Origin of the sequence: Mangrovibacterium lignilyticum, from assembly GCF_010882175.1 — a bacterium.
Classification (GTDB): domain Bacteria; phylum Bacteroidota; class Bacteroidia; order Bacteroidales; family Prolixibacteraceae; genus Mangrovibacterium; species Mangrovibacterium lignilyticum.
The window spans coordinates 275111-296428 of record NZ_WKLH01000001.1; the positions used below are offsets into that span (position 1 = coordinate 275111).

Annotated in this window: 15 protein-coding genes; 11 read left to right on the plus strand and 4 right to left on the minus strand. The window is 42.7% G+C overall.

The features are described from left to right. The first annotated feature begins 20 nt into the window (after window positions 1-20). Window positions 21-2156, plus strand: a complete 2136-nt coding sequence (locus GJV22_RS00930) for a glycoside hydrolase family 97 protein (protein WP_163707411.1) — start codon at window positions 21-23, stop codon at window positions 2154-2156. A 406-nt stretch (window positions 2157-2562) separates the two neighbouring features. Here GJV22_RS00930 and GJV22_RS00935 read toward each other — a convergent pair whose 3' ends face one another. Continuing rightward, complete coding sequence (locus GJV22_RS00935) at window positions 2563-3300, minus strand: flavin reductase (protein WP_163707413.1); 738 nt, start codon at window positions 3298-3300, stop codon at window positions 2563-2565. A gap of 261 nt (window positions 3301-3561) precedes the next feature. Here GJV22_RS00935 and GJV22_RS00940 point away from each other — a divergent pair, with 261 nt between their 5' ends. The 4 genes from GJV22_RS00940 (at window position 3562) to GJV22_RS00955 (ending at window position 9215) form a co-directional block, all read left to right on the plus strand. Continuing rightward, entirely contained in the window at window positions 3562-5244 is a 1683-nt protein-coding gene (locus tag GJV22_RS00940) for a dipeptidase (protein ID WP_163707416.1), read from the plus strand. A 160-nt stretch (window positions 5245-5404) separates the two neighbouring features. Continuing rightward, complete coding sequence (gene rplS / locus GJV22_RS00945; RefSeq protein ID WP_163707419.1) at window positions 5405-5758, plus strand: 50S ribosomal protein L19; 354 nt, start codon at window positions 5405-5407, stop codon at window positions 5756-5758. A 149-nt stretch (window positions 5759-5907) separates the two neighbouring features. Further along, a complete protein-coding gene (locus GJV22_RS00950) occupies window positions 5908-6831 on the plus strand; it encodes a YitT family protein (protein WP_163707422.1) in 924 nt (307 codons plus the stop codon). An 83-nt stretch (window positions 6832-6914) separates the two neighbouring features. Beyond that, window positions 6915-9215: a patatin-like phospholipase family protein gene (locus tag GJV22_RS00955; RefSeq protein ID WP_163707425.1), complete on the plus strand. Its 2301-nt coding sequence runs from the start codon at window positions 6915-6917 to the stop codon at window positions 9213-9215. 17 nt (window positions 9216-9232) lie between these two features. On the opposite strand, the gene GJV22_RS00960 is transcribed toward GJV22_RS00955, so the two are convergent. Further along, window positions 9233-10684 (minus strand): glycoside hydrolase family 16 protein, encoded by a 1452-nt coding sequence (locus tag GJV22_RS00960; RefSeq protein ID WP_163707427.1) that lies wholly within the window; start codon window positions 10682-10684, stop codon window positions 9233-9235. Between the two features lie 126 nt (window positions 10685-10810). Here GJV22_RS00960 and GJV22_RS00965 point away from each other — a divergent pair, with 126 nt between their 5' ends. The 5 genes from GJV22_RS00965 to GJV22_RS00985 all read left to right on the plus strand — a co-directional run bounded on the left by GJV22_RS00965 (window position 10811) and on the right by GJV22_RS00985 (window position 17969). Continuing rightward, window positions 10811-11917 (plus strand): gamma-glutamyl-gamma-aminobutyrate hydrolase family protein, encoded by a 1107-nt coding sequence (locus GJV22_RS00965; protein ID WP_163707429.1) that lies wholly within the window; start codon window positions 10811-10813, stop codon window positions 11915-11917. Between the two features lie 140 nt (window positions 11918-12057). Beyond that, window positions 12058-13632 (plus strand): peptide chain release factor 3, encoded by a 1575-nt coding sequence (locus GJV22_RS00970; RefSeq protein ID WP_163707431.1) that lies wholly within the window; start codon window positions 12058-12060, stop codon window positions 13630-13632. Window positions 13633-13774: 142 nt separating this feature from the next. Continuing rightward, the gene (locus tag GJV22_RS00975; RefSeq protein WP_163707433.1) at window positions 13775-14344 is read left to right on the plus strand and encodes a DUF2179 domain-containing protein; all 570 of its coding nucleotides are present in this window, start codon (window positions 13775-13777) and stop codon (window positions 14342-14344) included. A 269-nt stretch (window positions 14345-14613) separates the two neighbouring features. Then, a complete protein-coding gene (locus GJV22_RS00980) occupies window positions 14614-15783 on the plus strand; it encodes a phosphoglycerate dehydrogenase (protein WP_163707434.1) in 1170 nt (389 codons plus the stop codon). Between the two features lie 158 nt (window positions 15784-15941). Continuing rightward, window positions 15942-17969, plus strand: coding sequence for a transketolase family protein (locus GJV22_RS00985; protein WP_238480252.1), 2028 nt, complete (start codon window positions 15942-15944; stop codon window positions 17967-17969). Between the two features lie 65 nt (window positions 17970-18034). Here GJV22_RS00985 and GJV22_RS00990 read toward each other — a convergent pair whose 3' ends face one another. Continuing rightward, window positions 18035-18793 carry an SGNH/GDSL hydrolase family protein gene (locus GJV22_RS00990; RefSeq protein ID WP_163707436.1) on the minus strand — a complete coding sequence of 253 codons (759 nt, stop codon included), beginning with the start codon at window positions 18791-18793 and terminating at the stop codon, window positions 18035-18037. A gap of 94 nt (window positions 18794-18887) precedes the next feature. Next, window positions 18888-19448: an AAA family ATPase gene (locus GJV22_RS00995; RefSeq protein WP_163707439.1), complete on the minus strand. Its 561-nt coding sequence runs from the start codon at window positions 19446-19448 to the stop codon at window positions 18888-18890. A 326-nt stretch (window positions 19449-19774) separates the two neighbouring features. Here GJV22_RS00995 and GJV22_RS01000 point away from each other — a divergent pair, with 326 nt between their 5' ends. Next, window positions 19775-21292: a tagaturonate reductase gene (locus GJV22_RS01000; RefSeq protein WP_163707441.1), complete on the plus strand. Its 1518-nt coding sequence runs from the start codon at window positions 19775-19777 to the stop codon at window positions 21290-21292. The last annotated feature ends 26 nt before the right edge of the window (window positions 21293-21318 follow it).

The window sequence follows — 21318 nt, forward strand, 5'->3', positions numbered from 1 at the left end:
CACAACATATCAATCATCTCATGAAAAATTTAATACTCATAATTTCACTTTTATTTCTGACGGGATTTGTTCGGGCAGAGGAGCTGTTATCACCTAACGGCAATCAGAAACTGGAGTTCGAAATTATAGACGGACAAGCGGTTTACCGGCTCTCTTATAAAGGAGAAGCGATAATAAAGGATAGTAAATTGGGGTTCGACCTCAAAAACGAAGCCGATCTGCTGGATGGCTTCACCATCGACAAGGTTGAACGAAGCAGTTTCGATGAAACATGGAAACCTGTTTGGGGAGAAGAAAGCAGCATTCGCAACCACTACAATGAAATGGCCGTCACTTTGGACCAAACGGCAACTGATCGGAAAATGGTTGTCCGTTTCCGCTTGTTTGACGATGGCCTGGGTTTTCGTTACGAATTCCCCGATCAGCCGAACTTAATCTATTTCGTTATCAAGGAAGAAAAAACACAGTTTGCAATGCCGGGCGACATCACCGCGTGGTGGATTCCGGGAGACTATGACACGCAGGAATACAGCTTTCACAAATCGAAGCTTTCCGAAATTCGGGGATTGATGGATGAGTCCATTACCCCAAATGCCTCGCAAACACCTGCCGGACCAACCAGTGTGCAAACCGCCCTGATGCTAAAAACCAACGATGGCATTTACATCAACCTGCACGAGGCAGCGCTGATCGATTATGCCTGCATGCACCTCGACCTCGACGATGAAAACATGGTTTTCACTTCGCAGCTGACTCCCGATGCCATGGGCGACAAAGGTTATATGCAAGCGCCGTGCACCAGCCCGTGGCGAACTGTGATTGTGTCCGATAAAGCCGGTGACATCCTATTGTCGCACATCACCCTAAACCTGAATGAGCCGTGTAAAATTGAAGATACTTCGTGGATAAAACCGGTGAAATATGTCGGCGTTTGGTGGGAAATGATCACCGGGAAAAGCTCCTGGGCATACGCCGATCTGCCAAGTGTTCAACTTGGCGTGACTGAGTTCGAAAAATTAACACCCAACGGACGACACGCAGCCAATACTGCCCATGTGAAAGAATACATCGACTTTGCTGCGAAATATGGATTCGACGGCGTACTGGTTGAAGGATGGAACGAAGGTTGGGAGGACTGGTTTGGCAAATCGAAAGACTATGTGTTCGATTTCGTCAGCCCCTACCCTGATTTTGATGTGGCTGAAATTCGCGACTATGCAGCCTCGAAAGGTGTGCAAATGATCATGCATCACGAGACTTCGGGGTCTGTTCGAAACTACGAACGTCATTTGGACCAGGCTTACCAGTTCATGGTCGATAACGGTTATCACGCTGTGAAAAGCGGTTATGTTGGCGACATTATTCCGCGTGGCGAAACGCACTACAGCCAGTATATCGTGAATCATTATCAATATGCCATCGAGAAGGCAGCCGATTACAAAATCATGGTGAATGCGCACGAAGCTGTTCGTCCAACCGGGATCTGCCGCACGTATCCCAACCTGATTGGCAACGAATCGGCCCGCGGAACCGAGTACGAAGCTTTTGGCGGAAACACCCCCGACCATACAACCATCCTGCCTTTCACCCGCCTCATTGGCGGACCAATGGATTATACGCCCGGTATTTTTGAACAGGACGTGAGCAAATACAATCCCGACAACCACTCGTGGGTAAACACGACCATTGCCCGACAACTGGCGTTGTATGTGACCATGTACAGTCCGCTGCAAATGGCTGCCGATTTACCGGAAACCTACGAAAAGTATCTCGATGCATTTCAGTTTATTGTTGATGTCCCGGTTGATTGGGACGACTCGAAGGTACTGGAAGCTGAGCCCGGTGATTACATTACTTATGCCCGGAAAGAAAAAGGAACCGACAACTGGTTCGTTGGCCGAACAAACGATGAGGAAGCCAGAACATCGAACATCAGCCTTGATTTTCTGCCCGAAGGACAAAAGTACCTGGCAACGGTGTACCACGATAAAAAGGATGCCCACTACAAAACCAATCCGAAAGCTTACGCGATTGACAAGTACGTTGTAACGAACAAAAGCAAATTCGAACTGTTTTGTGCTCCCGGTGGTGGTTATGCCATCAGCTTCATTCAAGCAGATGATCCGAAAGCGCTAAAAGGCATTCAAAAACACTGAATAAAAAGACGAAAGACGCTCTAAGAGGGAAACAGAGCTCCGGTTCCTGTGGGGAGGAACCACAGATCACAAAAGAGGCTGACCTACGGGTTGGCCTCTTCGTTTTTGACTTGGGTAGAAGCCCGAAAAAGGAAGCTGGCATCCTTCAAACCCGGGGAATAGCCATTCTAACCCGGGTTGGCAAGGCAAAAAAGCAGGTTCGAGTCTTCCTCCCCCATTTTAAGAAGGCAAAAAAGTGGGTTCGAGCCTCCAAAAAGCAGGTTGGCAACGTGCTCCCCCTGGGAATCATCTCAAAAAAGCGGGTTCGGAACCTTCGACCCAAGGTTGCCAAGGCAAAAAAACGGGTTAGCATCCTTCTACCCAAGGTTCGGACAACTCTCCCCGAGGGTTAAACGACCGTGAAGCTTTAAATTTTCTTGAAGTAATCTTTCGATGCGTTACAGATCGGGCATTTATAATCCTCCGGCAGATCTTCGAACGGTGTTCCCGGCTCTATGCCCATCGAGGGATCTCCTTTTTCGGGATCGTACACATAGCCGCAAATTAAACACACATGGGGTTCCGGCCCTTCCGCAGTTTCCGCGGCTGCTTTTTCTTCCTCAACAGGCGCATCTTCCTGTTTCTCTTCGTCCAACTTCTCTTTCTCCAGGTAGGTTGGCGAGTTTTTGGGTGAAAACATTTTGTATTTCTCCCTGTACCAGGCATAGGTCAGCGCATCTTCTTCCGACAACAAATCACTATCCAGCACTTCGCCGATAATCAGCCAGTGACTACCCAAATCGATCTGCTCACGAACTGCGCAATCAAACCAGGCAACAGCCTCGTCCAAAACAATCGGCACACCAGTCGCAGCGGTTGTGATCTTTTTCTGATCGAACTTGTCAATCTCATCTCCAGACATAAATCCAAACTCGCCGATTATCTTCGTATTGACCTCCTTTTTCAGAACCGACACCGAAAATTTACCGGCCTGCCTAATCACTGCAGTACTCAGGTTGTCTTTGTGGCACGAGATCGCCAGCAAAGGAGGTTTCGAAGTCACCTGGAAGACCGTATTCGCGATGTAGCCGGCCTTTTTGCCGTCATGCTCCGAAGCAACAATATATAGACCGTAAGAGAGTTTATGGAAAGCTCGCAGTTTCATAATCAGTAATTTTTTGTTGTTGCTTTAAAGGTCGCAAAATCGATGGCATTATCCAACAACGGATCTTCATTTCAACTTAAATTAATCCCGTCAATTTTAACAACTCATTTGATATTAATCGTTTTAAGTTCACTTTGCTTTCTTTATATTTGCCAATCACTGAAAAAACAACAGCGAATCCCAAAACAAATCAGGCTATCCGATAGTCGCCCACCCAATTAGATAACAAAGCGGTCGCAGACCCAAAAAACTGTTTTTAGAATGATAAAAAAAATTAGTCTTGTTTCCTTTGCCTTAGCGTTTTTGTCCGTGCAGGTCTTTGCATGCACCAACTTCCTGATCACCAAAGGAGCATCGGCCGATGGTTCAACCATGATTACCTATGCCGCCGATTCGCACGAATTATATGGCGAATTGTATTACCAACCTGCCGCCGACCATCCCGACGGAGCCATGCGCGACATCCATGAATGGGACACCGGCAAGTTTCTGGGACGTATTCCGGAAATTGCCCATACCTACAGTGTTGTTGGTAATATGAACGAACATCAGTTGGCAATTGGTGAAACAACTTTTGGCGGTCGCGAGGAACTGGCTTCACAGGAAGGTGCGATTATGGATTACGGAAGCCTGATTTACGTCACATTGCAACGGGCAAAAACAGCCCGCGAAGCCATTGAGGTGATGACTGATTTAGTTGATGAATACGGCTACTACAGCAGTGGCGAGTCCTTTTCTGTTTCCGATGCGAATGAAGCCTGGATTTTAGAGCTGATTGGCAAAGGTGAAGGCGAACGTGGCGCTGTTTGGGTGGCCATGCGCATCCCTGACGGTTATATTTCAGGACATGCCAACCAGGCACGTATTACAACGTTCCCGCTGAACGACTCAGACAACTGCCTGTATTCGAAAGATGTTATTTCGTTTGCGCGGGAAAAAGGATGGTTTGATGGTAAAAACAAAGACTTCAGCTTTTCTGATGTTTATGCACCGGTCGACTTTGGCGGAGCAAGATTTTGCGATGCACGCATCTGGGCCGGGTTCAACAAGGTTGCTTCTGGAATGGATCAATATACGGAATACGTAAAAGGAGATGTGGAACACGGAGGTGAAAATAATTTTCCAACCAACCGCATGCCACTTTGGGTGAAGCCCGACAATAAACTGACCGTGAAAGATGTCATGAACATGATGCGTGACCACTTTGAGGGTACAGAACTGGACATGACGCAAGATCTGGGAGCAGGCCCTTACAAATTGCCTTACCGCTGGAGAGGGCTAACCTGGAAAGTTGATTCGGTTGAATACTGCAACGAACGCGCTATTTCCACCCAGCAAACCGGCTTTTCATTTGTCGCCCAATCGCGCTCCTGGTTACCCGATCCGATTGGCGGAATCTTTTGGTTTGGCGTTGATGATACTTACAGCACTTGCTATGCCCCCATGTATTGCGGAATTACAGAAACCCCGGAATGTTTCCGTGTTGGCAACGGCGATATGCTAACCTACTCTCCCACTTCTGCATTCTGGACGTTCAACAAAGTAACCAACTTTACCTACCTGCGTTACGATCTCATGATTAAGCACGTTCAGGCAACACAAGCTTCTATTGAAAGTAAATTTATTGAATATACACCGGCGATTGATCAAGCAGCCCAGATGCTGTACGAAAAATCAGGGGCTGAAAAAGCACGCGAATTCCTGACGACTTATTCTGATAATGAAGCCAACAACATGACCGCTCAGTGGGAAAAGCTCTTTGAATATTTACTGGTGAAATATATCGATGGCAACGTAAAAAAAGATAACGACGGTAAATTTGTACGGAACGAATATGGTTTGCCGGCAGCGCCAGACCAGCCCGGTTATCCGGAATGGTGGTACGATGCCATTGTGAAAAGTACCGGCGATCATTTCAAAGTTAATGGCGAGGCTGGTCATTAAGCCTCCAAATAAGTTGATTACAGCCCAAATGACATCAAAATTATTCTTCATAATTAGCGGGAAAGTTTTGATCGGATTTATTTTTTACTAATTTTGCGCCAAATTCAAGCAATCTCTTATACTTAACGCAGTGTAATATTGCCACTTAAAATAGAAAAAAATGGACTTAATTAAAGTAGCAGAAAACGCATTCGCCAGCGAAAAATTGGCAACATTGCCAAAATTCGGCGCGGGTGACACGATTACTGTTCACTACAAAATTGTAGAAGGTAGCAAGGAACGTATCCAGGACTTTCGTGGCGTAGTGATTCAGGTAAAAGGAACTGGGGTTACAAAAACATTTACCGTTCGCAAAATGTCCGGTAACGTAGGTGTTGAACGTATCTTCCCATTGTCTTCACCATTTATTGATGGTATTGACATCAACAAAAAAGGTAGTGTACGTCGTAAGCGTATTTTCTATCTGCGTAGCCTTACTGGTAAAAAAGCCAGAATCAAAGAAAAAAGAAGTTAATTTCAACTTTGAGTATATCAAAAAGGTCTCCAATCGGAGGCCTTTTTTTATAGCTATATTTCCGGAATCTCAAAAGCAGAACGGAATCGTGATAAAAATCAAATATTTTTGAGCTAACATAGTCTATTTTCGTTCAAAATTTTAACCATATGCCTTTCCTCCAAAAAGAAAAAATTTTCAGTTTCAACTGGTTTAAAGATTACAGCTTTATAACCATTGGTTCTTTTATCCTGGCCGTGGGATTTGTGTACTTCATTTCACCCCACAAAATCGTTCCCGGTGGTCTTTTCGGTGTTGCCATTGTTGTGCACTACATCACCAAAGGCATGTTTGAACTTTGGCCCGATGGTTTTCCGATTGGTTTATTCAGCCTCCTGGTCAACATTCCGCTAACACTTGCCGGAATAAAAATCTTAGGTCCCCGCTTTGGTGTAAAAACCGTGGTGGGCTTTGTATTGAGTTCGGTTTTCATCGACCTGATTACTTATCTTCGGGTTAACAGTGAAGCACCGTTGGTTAACGACGTTTTACTTTCCTGTATTTTCGGAGGTGTTTTAATTGGCATTGGCACGGGTTTAATCTTCAAATCCCGGGCAACTTCAGGAGGTTCCGACATTATCGCCATGATCATTGCCAGGTACACCGGCATGCAATTGGGCCAATTAATGATCTACGTCGATTCTGTAATTGTACTTTTGGGCCTGGCGGCCTTTCAGGATTGGCAAATTCCATTGTACTCATGGCTTGTTATCTATATCAGTGGAAAGGCGATCGATGTGACATTGGAAGGTGTTAGTTACAACAAGGCGTTGTTTATCATCTCAGCCAGACACGAAGAAATAAAGCAAAAAATTCTTGTTGACCTTGAACGAGGCGGAACATACTTCCAGGGCAGAGGGATGTTCACCAACGAGGAAAAGCAAATCATTTATACGGTAGTCAGCCGACGGGAGGTCGCTATTCTTGAGAAGTTTATCAGTGATGTTGACCCCGACGCCTTTATAACAATCATGGATACCCGTGAAATTTTGGGAGAAGGCTTTCAATCTATTAAACTAAAAGTTGAATCTTAGCAGCAGGATTTTGTAAAATTAGCATTTGCGTTGATTCAAATTTTATAAATTTGAATCAACGCAAATGCCCAATCCTGAAAACAATGAAATACCTTGTCTCATCGCTATTTCTCATTCTGATTAGCTTTTCATTATCAGCACAAAAAGTCGCTGTCGTTTTGAGTGGCGGTGGTGCTAAGGGGCTTGCACATATCGGTGTCATCCGGGCATTGGAAGAAAATAACATTCCTATTGACTATATCGCGGGAACCTCGATGGGAGCAATTGTTGCGGGATTGTATGCTGCAGGCTACTCGCCAGACGAGATGGAGGAGTTGTTTAAATCAAACCAATTCAAATTCTGGTCAACAGGAAAAATTGAAGAAGAGCATCGGTTTTTCTACACCAAACTCGATGAAACGCCATCGTGGATGAGCCTCGACCTTGAAAAGCGGAATGACAAATTAAAGATTTCACTGCCGACAAACATCATCCCTGAAGCACAAATGGACTTTGCATTTATGGAATTGTTTGCGACTACAAACGCGGCATGCAATTATGATTTCAACAAACTATTTGTTCCCTTCTTTTGTGTTGCAACCGATGTTTATAACAGCAAAGAGGTCCAGTTAAGTGCGGGCGATATGGGGGAAGCTGTCCGGGCATCAATGACCATTCCCTTCTACTTTAAACCAATCGAGATCGACAGCACACTGGTTTTCGACGGAGGGCTGATCAATAACTTCCCGGCCAAGAATGCCCTCGAAACGTTCAATCCGGATATTGTCATCGGCCACAAAGTCGCCAATAATGCTTCGAAACCAGACGAAGACGACATCATGGCCCAGGTCGAAAACCTGATGATGAGAAAAACGGACTATGAAATACCGGATGATAAAGGCATTTTGATTGAATCGACTTTCGACGAAATTGGTCTACTCGACTTCGACAAAATAGACATCATTGCAGAAGCCGGATATGAACACACCAATTTTCTGATCGACAGCATAAAGGCAAGAATACCCCGACGGGTTCCGATCGAAGAAGTTACCAAACGACGGGAAGAGTTTAACAAACGAAAACCGGAACTGAAATTTAAGAATATTCAGGTTGAAGGTGTCCGCAATCCACTGCACCGAAAGTTTTTGATTCAAAGCATCAAACACCGGTCAGAAACAATTGATCTGGAAGAATTTCGGACTCAATACTTTAAACTGCTTGCTGCCCCGCAGATAAAAGCTATCCGTCCGATTTCAATTTACAATCCCGAAACAGGATATTTCGATCTGTACCTGAAGGTAAAACCGGGCAAACCAATGGAAGTCCAGTTTGGGGGGAATGTTGCATCAAAACCAATTAACCAAGGCTTCTTAAGTCTTGATTACAGATTTCTAAAAAACAGTGCTTTTACAGTTAGCACCAACATCTATTTTGGTCGTTTTTACAGCTCATTTAAAGTTGGCGGAAGAATTGATTTTCCGAGCCAGCGTCCATTCTACTTTTCCAGCTATCTAACCTTTAACAGGTGGGATTACTATTCCAATGAAAGCGACTTCCTGTTCGAGGATGTTTTGCCACCAATTGTTATTTCCGATGAAAACAGTTTTCGCTTTGAAGTAGGAACTCCCGTTGGAACCAAGGGAAAATTAATGCTCCGAAGCAGTTTTAGCGACTCTTCTGAGAAATATTACCTGGCAGGTATTGTCTTGAGAGATTATGAACAGGACCAAACCAACTTTAATACTTTTTCATCGCAATTGGTTTTTGAAGAAAATTCGTTCAACTTCGCACAATATGCAGACGAAGGCATCGCTTCTGAGGTTGGAATAACATACGTAGACGGTGAAGAAGATTTTACGCCGGGGACCATTTTATCGGAAGATTACGACATTCCGTCTGAGAAGCATACACACTCGTTTTGGAAAGTGCATGGCCTTTACGACAAATATTTCGATCTGGGGCGATCACTGACACTGGGTGTTTATGGTGAAGGAGCTTTTACGAACAAAAAATTGTTTTCAAACTACTATTCGACCATGTTAACTGCCCCCACCTTCAGCCCTACTCCTTTCAGTAAAACACTTATTATGGAGGATTTCAGAGCTAATAAATTTGTAGGTGGAGGATTGAAAACGATATTCAAACTAGGCGATCAACTTCACCTAAGGCTAGAGGGATATGGCTTTCTGCCGATTCGGAAAATTGTACAAGCGGAGGGAAATATTACCGCAGAGTATGAAAATTTCACTTTTTCAAATACCAAATTGATGGGTTTGGGAGGAGTTGTCTACCACACTGGCCTGGGCCCGGTAAGTTTTACAGCAAACTACCTGCAAAACGAAAACACCAGGTGGTACCTGGTGTTTAGCTTTGGATATGTTTTATTTAATAAACGCGGTTATTAACCGCTCTATTCTCAAGTTTATTTTTTTCTATACAAACGGACCCAGTCTACTTCGAAATAGTGAGGTAACTCCCGTGGCGGCTCCACAACAATTGAACTCATATTAATCCGAAGCGGCGCATCAGGTACCGACTGTTGAACGCTGTAAATTTCGTGGTTGTTAATTTTCCAGCAAATGCGACCTTGTCCCCATTCGATTCTGAAAATGTAAAAATGTCCGGCTGCTAAGCCTTTCAATGATTCACTCTGAGAACCTTTGTCTTCACTGACACCAAACTGGCAAACAGTTCCGGATTCCAACAAATTCAAACGAAAGCTATTCTTATCGTCCGACAAATAGAACAAGTCGACCAACTGCTTATTGGGCTGGTATTTGATTTTGGCTTCTAAGACACCGCTTTTCACTTTGTAGCTTTGTGCACTATTCAACAAACCTGCCGAATAATCGAAACTTACCGGATTGAAACCAATCGGGAAATTCCAAACCAAAGAATCCGTCTTCTCCTGCTTCACGGCCAACTTCAGGAAGCTATTGGTCTGTAATATGTTTTCCCCGTTGGTGTATGCCTGCAAATCACCGGCTTTGGAGAAGTTTTTACCAACCGTATTTTCCGCCATCGGACTAATTGATTTCCATTTACTCCCATCCAACTGGCCTTCTTCAAAATGATCTTCCAACAACAATTCATGATTCTGGAAAAACTGAAACTCATTCGATTTTTTGTATTTCTCAAAAACCTGGAAACGAGGTTCATTTTTCAACTCCATATAAGTCTTTTCCTTTTGAAATGCCGCCGTTTTTTCCCAGCGATTGTCATCCTCAAGAAAAGCCTTACGCATTTCGAATGCTTCCGACTCAACCTCAGCTTTTAACTCTTCATAGCGAACCCGTTTAGGAGAGTTTACCATCTCCTTGTAATTTTTATACATTTTACTGCCCGGAAATTCTTTCCAAAAAAGAACATCTTCTGATTTTGACAACTTCTGGAAAGTCTCATACTTCTGATAAGTCGCCGTCTCTTCAAATACCTCGGATCCGCCCTTGCCCTGTTTGGCTTTAAAGTTTGCCTTTTCCTCTTCGTATTTCGCACTTTGAATGAAATCCCTCAGAGCTACAAACTCTCGAATATTTTCACTTTGATCCAACAATTGATATTTTTGGAAATCGGCTGAGCTCTGAGTCACATAAAAATCCTTCAGCTGCGAATCTTTTTCCAATTTCTGGTATTCACTGATCAGCTTAGACTCCGGACTTCCGGCAAACTTAAGCGCTTTTGTTTCGGAACGCTCTTTTTTGAAAGCTTCAGAATTTACATAGTGATCCAATTCCAGGTACAACTTCAGATCTTCCGACTCCTGAATCGATTCATACACCTGAAAATCAGCCCACAAACTATCTCGTTTGCTTTCTACCTTTGGCGTATTTTTAAGCCCTTTGAAAGTGCTGAGAAAAAAGAGTTTAAATGACATCTTATGTGATTTTAGATACGTTTTAGTTCTGTTAAAAATATATAATAAAAATATACTTAGCGACTTTTTTCAGTTCTCCCCGAAAAAGATTATTTTCATCTCGAAATTTAAAAATGCAAGCTCAATATGAAAGTCAAAAGAATCTATCTGCAATTCTTATTGATCTTTAGTCTTTTCATCTCAACCCCGGTTTTTGCCCAGAACTTTTTCAATACAGACTATGACCCGGCAAAAACTTACATTCTATTAACACACCCCACTGTTGAGAACATCGAAAAAATCCGTTACTTGATCGATCAACGTCTATTATTTGTAGGTGAAACGGAATTTATTGGAATTTATTTTTACGCTGAACGATACGATTACTCACAAACAATCAGATATATCAGGGACAACAACCTTGATAAATTTCATTTACAACGACTTACGGGCACTTTGACGATCGATAATATTTTTGAGCCAAACGATTTCACAAATAATTTCGATATCATGTTTAGCCAGTCAAAAGGTATACTGCTGTTTGGAGGAACAGATATCCAGCCTGAAATTTATGGTGAAACTAAAACACTTTCTGAAGTGACCGATCCGGAAAGACACCTGATGGAACTGTCCTTTGTGTTTCATTTGTTAGGAAGCAACAAGAACCCCAACTTCACACCTTTTCTGGAGCGTAATCCCAAATATTTCGTGATTGGGTTTGACCTTGGTATGCAAACTATGAACGTAGCAACCGGGGGAACAATGATACAGGATATTCCGACAGAACTATACAATGCAAAAACACCACAAGAAATAGTTCAGCTGAACCGCGACGATATTCACCGAAATTACTGGCAGGAAATTTTTGACAATCCGCAGTTGATGCCATACAATTTTCATCCATTGCGACTGGAAATTGGGAGCTTTTTCCAAACGGAGGTCCATTGGAACAAAAACAATATCTCCCCCAAAGTGCTGAGTAACCATCATCAGTCAGTTGAGAATTTGAATGATTGTTGGGAAATAACGGCCCGTTCGATGGATGGAAAAGTAATTGAGGGAATCCGTCATAAGAAATATCCCAATGTTTTCGGCGTGCAATTCCTGCCGGATGAGCCGGGTTTGTTTGAAGAGAAGGGGCAATTCAAATTTGCGCCTCGCGATGTCGCCGAAAGCTATTATCAAATCATTGGCAAAGACGGCTATAAGTTTCATAAACTCTTTTGGAAACGGATTTCGAAAGCAGCCAATTAATGACCGCTTGATTCTGCAACAAATTCTTTAAAAAATTCTATTTTTGCAGCTCCAAATTTTGGGCTTAAAATAACTCTGCTTCAATTTTACATCGAAACAAGGTTTTCAGAGCGGAGAAAAGCAAAAATAAATTACCATTTATGGGTTTTAAAGAAGAGATTAAACGTCGCAGAACTTTTGGTATTGTCAGCCACCCGGATGCGGGGAAAACAACCTTAACCGAAAAATTATTGCTTTTTGGTGGTGCAATTCGCGTTGCAGGTGCCGTGAAAAGCAACAAGATAAAAAAAGGTGCAGCTTCCGATTTTATGGAAATCGAACGCCAGCGTGGAATTTCTGTTGCCACTTCGGTTATGGGTTTTGAGTACCGGAACTATAAAGTAAATATTCTCGACACTCCGGGTCACCAGGACTTTCAGGAAGATACCTTCCGCACGCTGACAGCTGTTGACAGTGTGATCATTGTAATTGATGCAGCCAAAGGGGTTGAGCCTCAAACTGAAAAATTGATGAACGTTTGCCGCATGCGCAAAACCCCGGTAATTGTGTTCATCAACAAACTCGACCGTCCTGCCCGCGACACCTTCACGCTGCTGGATGAAATTGAAGAACAGCTTAAAATTAGTACTCGTCCGTTAAGTTGGCCAATCAATAGTGGTCCCGATTTCAAAGGAGTATATAATATATATAAGCGCAGCTTAAATTTGTTTGATGCCAATGTTCAGGAAATCGAGCCCGGCTTCCTTTTCGAAGACATTAACGACCCAAAACTGGAAGATCATATCGGAGGCGATGCCAATGAACTGCGGGAAGAATTAGAACTTGTTGAAGGCGTTTATCCTGAATTTGACAACGAAGCTTACCTGGCCGGAGATTTAGCTCCCGTGTTCTTTGGTAGCGCTCTTTACAATTTCGGTGTCCAGGAATTGCTCGACGCTTTTGTTGAAATAGCACCGAGCCCGCGACCAAGCTTTACGGAAGAACGGGAAATCAAACCGGATGAAGAGGCGCTTTCCGGATTTGTCTTTAAAATCCATGCCAACATCGACCCGAACCATCGAAGCCGGATTGCCTTCCTGAAAATTTGTTCCGGAAAATTCGAGCGGAACGCTGTATACAAACACATCCGCTCAGGGAAAAACATTCGTATTTCAAGTCCAACAGCCTTTATGGCGTCTCAAAAGGAAGTTATTGATGAAGCGTTTCCCGGCGATATTATTGGACTTCCCGACACCGGTAACTTTATCATTGGCGATACCTTGACTGCAGGCGAAGAAATTCACTTCAAAGGGCTCCCCAGCTTTAGTCCGGAATTGTTCCGCTATATTGAAAATGCCGACCCTATGAAGTCGAAACAGTTGGCGAAAGGAATTGACCAATTGATGGAAGAAGGTGTTGCCCAGTTATTCACCAATCAGTTCAATGGGCGAAAAATTATTGGCACCGTGGGTCAACTGCAGTTTGAAGTAATTCAATACCGTCTGGAACACGAATATAACGCCAAGTGTCGTTTCGAGAATTTATCGATGCACAAAGCCTGTTGGATTGAATGTGCAGATCCAAAAATGTTACAGGAATTCAAAAAACGCAAGCACCAGAAAATGGCAACTGACAAACGTGGACGCGACGTTTTTATGGCCGATTCAGCCTTCATTTTACAAATGGCGCAGGATGAATTTAAAGATATCAAATTCCATTTCACCAGCGAATTTTAGACAGTAAAAAAGACGCCCACAAAGAACTACAATACAACAAGATAACACAACAAAGCAGGGATTATTACTAAAAATAGTTCCTGCTTTGTTATTTAACGGAAAGTTTTTTGATCTATATTCGCACAAATTCAGCTTGTGTAGAATGACTGACTTTTATCATACCGATCTATTCTCCTACGTGGTGTTGCCACTTATGATTGTCCTGGCCCGTATCAGCGATGTTACTGTTGGCACACTCCGAATTGTCATGGTCTCAAAAGGGCAAAAGCACATTGCTCCCCTACTCGGATTTTTCGAGGTTATCATCTGGCTGGTGACGATGAGCAAGATCATTCAGAACATCGACAACTGGGTAGCCTACGTTGCCTATGGTGCCGGTTTTGCTGCCGGAAACTACATCGGTCTCATCATCGAAGAAAAGCTGGCAGTGGGCATTGTACACCTTCAAATTATAACCCGCACCAACGCCGACAATCTGATTGCCAAGCTTAAAGCGAAAGGTTATGGTATAACTTACCACGATGCATATGGCGCCAACGAGAAAGTAGCTGTAATCTACTCGATCATCAAGCGGGTCGACATCAATGAAGTCATCGAAACGATCCGTACATACAATCCGAATGCGTTTTATTCCATCGAAGAAGTTAAGTTCGTCAGTCGAGGTGTCGATTCGACAGCAAGATCAATAGAAAGCTGGAGAAAAAGCAAATAAACATCGACCATGCTATCTCCCAGACACTATTCTGGACTTTTACATTACACCTTGACTATAAACCCTGTTTTCGGGTTGAAAAATACTGAACTTATGATTTCGTAGCAGGATTATAAATTCAAAAATAAAAACATCAAAAAATTGTTAGGTTCATTTCAAAATAGTCAAAAAATGCCTGCTACATGATCATTTCTAAAATAATATTGTGATCTTTGTCATGCTTTTTTGCTTCACATTATTAATAGGCACTTTACAAAAATTATAGACACATGTTTAAGATTCAAACCTTAAATAAAATTGACCCTGTTGGGTTAAAAAATTTTCCACTGGACCAGTATGAAATCGCCAGTGAGTTCCCTAATCCTGACGGAATTATTGTACGCTCGCAGGCTATGCACGACATGGAACTGCCAAAGTCGCTGAAAGCTATTGCCCGTGCAGGAGCCGGAGTAAATAACATTCCACTTGACAAATGTACAGACAACGGTATTGTTGTTTTCAACACACCGGGAGCCAACGCACATGCAGTGAAAGAATTGGTAATTGCAGGTATGCTTTTATCGTCTCGCCGTATTGCTCCAGCTATCGAATGGGCCAAAACATTAATCGGTAAGGGCGACGAAGTTCCTGCTTTGATTGAACAAGGCAAAAAGAACTTCGGTGGAAACGAAATTCGTGGCAAAACGCTTGCGGTTATCGGTTTGGGAGCAATCGGTGTATTGATTGCCAACGCCGCACAATCGCTTGGAATGGAAGTTTTAGGATACGACCCTTATCTGTCAGTAAAACAAGCGCTTCGCTTGAGCCGTAATGTAAAACGCGCTGAAGGTATCGAAGTATTATTGTCCAACGCGGATTTCGTAACCATCAATATTCCACAAACTCCGGAAACGAAAGGTTATATCAACAAGGATAAAATCAAGATGATGAAAGACGGTGTTCGCATCCTGAATTTTGCCCGCGGTGGTTTGGTTAACAATGCTGATATGGCTGAAGCATTAGAGTCTGGAAAAGTTGGTTGCTATGTAAGCGACTTCCCGGACGAGGCTACATTGAAAATGAAAAATGTAATTGCCATTCCTCACCTGGGAGCTTCAACCGAAGAATCAGAAACAAACTGTGCAGTAATGGCAGTGGATCAGATGCGCGACTACCTGGAGAACGGTAATATTGTAAATTCGGTGAATTTCCCTGAAGCTACAATGGATCGTAACGGAGGACCTCGTTTGGTGATCGCCAATAAAAACGTTCCAAACATGGTTAGCCAGATTTCAAGTTTATTGGCATCTGAAGGGCTAAACATTGCCAACATGTTGAACAAAAACAGAGCAGACATTGCTTACAACATTATTGATATTGACGGTCCTGTTCCTTCTGCCGACCTGGCAGAAAAACTGACCAGCATTGAAGGTGTAGTTATGGTGCGAATCCTTCCTTAATGTTGACTCAAATAATATAAATAGAATACCGGTATCTTAAGCTATATTGCTCAAAGTGCCGGTATTTTTTTTTTCAATTCCTTTATCCGGGAATTATTTTAATTTTGCATTCAACGTCTTTGAAAAAAGTCAAATTCTGGCAATAAATTAATAAAATCATGAGTAACAAGTTGATTGAAAAAGCAGCAGATAACGTACGTATTTTGTCTGCAGCTATGGTTGAGAAAGCGAAATCCGGCCATCCGGGTGGTGCCATGGGCGGTGCTGATTTTGCGAGTGTATTATTTTCTGAATTTTTGAATTACGACCCAAGCGATATGGCTTGGATTAACCGTGATCGTTTCTTCCTTGATCCGGGTCACATGTCGCCAATGTTATATTCAGTTCTGGCTTTGGCTGGTAAATATAACATGGATGACCTGAAAAATTTCAGACAATGGGGAAGCGTAACTCCGGGACACCCTGAAGTTGATGTTGAACGCGGTGTTGAAAACACATCAGGCCCACTGGGACAAGGACACACAATGGCTGTTGGTGCCGCCATTGCAGAACGATTCCTGGTTGAACGCTTTGGTGACTGGATGGCTCATACAACATATGCCTTCATTTCAGATGGTGGTGTTCAAGAAGAAATCTCACAAGGTGCCGGCCGTATTGCAGGTTACCTGGGATTGAGCAACCTGATCATGTTCTATGATTCAAACGACATTCAACTTTCGACTGAAACTGACGCGGTAACTGCAGAAGATACTGCTAAAAAATATGAAGCCTGGGGATGGAAAGTTCTGACCATCGAAGGAAACGATATTGAAGCCATTCGCGGTGCCTTGCATGTAGCACATGCTGAAGCTGATAAGCCAACCCTGATTATTGGTAAAACCATCATGGGTAAAGGTGCGCTTACAGCCGACGGTGAAAACTACGAACGTAAATGCGCGACCCACGGTATGCCTCTGGGTGAAGCAGGTGCTTCATTCGAGAAATCAATTGCTAATTTGGGCGGTGATCCTGAAAATCCATTCGTGATTTTTGATGACGTTCAAGCTCTCTTTGATGCTCGTAAAGAAGAATTAATTAAAGCTGCTGCTGAGAAAAAAGCAGCACAGGCTGAATGGACGAAAGCGAATCCTGAGTTGGCTGCTAAATTGGAGAAATTTTTCTCGACTGAGACTCCTGAATTTGATTTCTCTAAAATTACCCAAAAAGCAGGATCGGCAACTCGTGCTGCCGGATCAACTGTATTGGCTGCATTTGCCGGTGAAATTGAAAACATGATCGTTTCATCTGCTGACTTGTCAAACTCTGACAAAACAGACGGTTTCCTGAAAAAAACAACTGCATTCAAAAAAGGTGACTTCAGCGGTTCATTCTTCCAGGCTGGTGTTTGCGAGTTGACGATGGCTACTATCATGAACGGTATGGCATTACACGGTGGTGTTATCCCTGTTTGCGGTACTTTCTTCGTATTCTCCGACTACATGAAACCAGCTGTTCGTTTAGCTGCCTTGATGCAATTGCCCGTTAAATATGTTTGGACACACGATGCTTTCCGTGTTGGAGAAGATGGACCTACTCACCAACCGGTTGAGCAGGAAGCTCAAATCCGCTTAATGGAAAAACTGAAAAATCACCACGGAAAAAACTCCATGTTGGTTTTACGTCCTGCAGATAGCGAAGAAGCAACTGTCGCCTGGAAAATGGCATTGGAAAATACATCAACTCCAACAGGTCTAATTCTATCTCGTCAGAATATTGTTAATCTTCCGTCTAAAGAAGATCGCTATACAGAAGCATTGCAAGCTGAAAAAGGAGCTTACATCGTAACTGACTGCGAAGGAACTCCTGATATTATCTTATTAGCCAGTGGTTCTGAAGTTAGCACATTGGTTGCCGGCGCTGAGCTGTTGGAAAAAGACGGTGTGAAATGTCGCATTGTTTCTGTTCCTTCTGAAGGTTTGTTCCGTGCCCAAAGCGCAGACTACCAAGCAGCAGTTCTTCCTCTAGGTGTGAAAAAATTCGGTATGACTGCCGGTCTTCCTGTGAATCTGGAAGGTTTGGTTGGCGCCGATGGTAAAGTTTTCGGTTTGGATTCATTCGGTTTTTCTGCGCCATACACTGTATTGGACGAAAAATTGGGATTCACCGGACAAAACGTTTACAACCAAGTCAAAGAAATATTGGCATAATCACCAATATTCCAGAAATAGCAAAGGCCGGTTTTACCGGCCTTTTTTTGTTGTTCATATTGAGATTATCCCATTACAACCTTCAACCAAGCTTGCGCCATTAATTGAGCACCAGCCATTGAAGGATGAACACCATCCGGACACCAGTAGGATGCAGGAGCATGTTTCAACGCTTCCTTAAACAACTTATGGTAGGGAACCCACCGAGTGCCATAATCATCTGAAATTCGCTTGGCGGCTTCTCTGTAAGGTGTAAACTCTTCTTGCCAACCATCGCCAATAGCCGAACCTCCATCAACCGAAAAAGGCTCGCAAATCACCACCGCTACTTCAGGTAGTGTTTCTTTGGTACGATCCAGTAATGCCCTAAAGTCCCTTTCATAGACTTCAACCGTGCCGTCATATTGCCCGTTGCGCTTGTGCCAATAATCATTCACTCCGATTAAAATACTCAACACCGAAGGTCTCAGATCCAGACAATCTTCCTGCCAACGATCTTCCAATTGATAAACCTTGTTCCCACTGATTCCTCGATTATAGATCTGCAATTGTTTTTCCGGGAATTGCTCTAAAATCGGCGAGGCAGTCATTAAAGCATAGCCATTGCCGAAAGAATGTGCATCATTGGGTAATTGCCGTTTCCGATCCCTCCCGGCATCCGTTATTGAGTCCCCCTGAAAAAGAATAACATTACCATCTGAAAAAGACTGAATATCATTCTTTGGTGAAGCTTCAACACTTTCAGAAAGAATCATCGGAATAGCGGCCATTCCGGCCGTCTGCATAGCCGAACGTTTTAAAAAGTTTCTTCTGTTGAATTTCATTCAATGTGGTTTTAAGTAAAAAAAGCCCCAATTATACGGAACGGCTTCGTGACTAAGCGTAATTTACACTCATTAAAGATAACGATAATACATATTACGGACGTTTCGATTTCCGCAAAATAAATTCAATTCGTTTCGCAATTGAAGTCAGCGGTAAATCGATCAACTGATAGCCCAGATCGCTGTATACCCGGCAGATGATCTGATGCAATTGGCAGGCTTCTTCAAAACTCTCTTTTCGAACGGAATCGTGCCTGTAGATCTCCCGCCATGGAGGACAAATAAATACATCTGGATAATATTGGTATGCTGACGCCTTCGAACGCAAAAGAAAAGACGGGTCGAAACCCCGGAATTGCGCAAACGCCATTTGATCCGGTATCCCACGATCAGCAAATGCCATTTCATCAACGCCAACCGACTCCCAAAATTTAATTCTTTGCATCAAAACTTCTTGCTGAAATGCTTTGCTATTTTTCCAAGGTAAGATATCTCCGTTAAAACGGCACTGTTCAGCAATAATTTCACGGGCTGCCTCTCCCCCAACCCGGAAATTTCGTTTCGACAATGATTCGATGAGACTGGATTTCCCAAAGCCCGGGCCACCTGTTATAATAACAATGTTTTTTCGTTTCAACATTTCTGTTTTAGTCATGTAAAATTAATCTAAAGTCGATAAAAATTTCCGGTAATTTATAATGATTCTACATCCGATTATCGAATAAAAAAGACACTAATTTATCCGATTTTCTAATAGATTTAATTTGAGCTAGTTACTAAGGTTAAACCCAACCTCTGAGGACTTAAAAAATCATCGACTTAACCATTGACTTTCAATTATTTAAAAAATTTAACAACTAAATATTTGACTGGAAATAAATATTTTTTCTACATTCGCAGACAATATCGTGTACGAACACGATTTTTTTAAAACAAATTCCGTGTACGAAAACGGAAAATATAAAATAATAAACCAAGATCATGGAACTGAATAGAACAAACGTCGAAAATGCAGCTAAATATCCAAGCCGCATCTTACAATTTGGAGAAGGAAATTTTTTACGCGCTTTTGTTGATTGGATGATTCAAAAAATGAATAACGAAATCGACTTCAATGCAGGTGTTGATGTAGTACAGCCTTTGCCTAACGGTATGGTTGATCTGCTGAACAAACAAGATGGATTGTACCACGTGTACCTGAAAGGGATTAAAAACGGAGAACCGATTAAAGAATTCGAATTCATTCAATGTATCAATAAAGGGATTAACCCATACATCGAATTTGAAGCATACAAAGCTGCGATCCTGAATCCGGAACTGCGTTTTGTGGTTTCAAACACAACTGAAGCTGGTATCAGCTGGGACGAGAATGACAAGTTGGACATGCAACCTCAAAACTCATTCCCCGGTAAAGTAACCGCTTTGTTATACGAACGCTTTAAAGCATTCAACGGCGCTGCCGATAAAGGGTTAATTTTCTTCACTTGTGAGTTGATCGACCGCAATGGTGACATGTTGAAGAAATACGTATTGAAGCATGCCAACAACTGGGATTTAGGTGCTGAATTCCTGCAATGGGTTGAGACTGCATGTGCGTTCTGTAACACATTAGTTGACCGCATTGTACCTGGATTTCCGAAAGATGATATCAAAGAGATTCAAACTGAACTAGGATTAGAAGATAACCTGGTTGTTGTCGGTGAATACTTCCACTTGTGGGTTATTGAAGGTCCGGAATGGGTAGCTAAAGAATTCCCTGCAGACAAAGCGGGCTTAGAAGTGAAATTCGTTAAAGACATGACTCGTTTCCGCGAGCAAAAAGTTGCTGTACTAAATGGTTGTCACACTGGTAGCTACGCTGTTTCTTACCTGTATGGTATCGAAACTGTGCGTGAAGCTTATGAAAGCCTTGAAGTTGGTAACTTCATGAAAGAAATGGTTTACGAAGAAGTACTGCCTGTTTTAGATGGCACTGAAAAAGAATTGAAATCATTTGCCGGAAAAATTTTGGAACGTTTCTCAAACCCATTCATCCGTCACTTGTGGCAAAGTATCGCCCTGAACGCTATGTCAAAATGGGAAACACGTAACTTACCTTCATTGATTGGCTTCTCTGAAAAACACGGTATGTTACCACAAAAGCTGGTTTTCTCACTGGCGGCCATGATTTCATATTTCAAAGGTGAAACTGAAGGAAATACTTACCAGGTACAAGATGACCAATGGATTTTGGATTTCTACAAAGAAGCTTGGGCTGAGTGTGATGGTCGTCCTATTTCAATTTACAACTTAGTTGAAAAAGTATTGAAACTGGAGAAAGTTTGGAAACGTGACCTGAACGAAGTTCCAAACCTGACATTGACTGTTAGTCACTATTTATTCCTGATTCAACAAGTGGGTATGAAAAAAGCGGTTAAAACTGTTTTGGACGAAAACAACCCATTGATGAAAATCACCATCAAGGAAAAAAATAAGCAAGAAGAAACTGCAAATAATTAATAATCTGATTTAAATAAATTACCGGT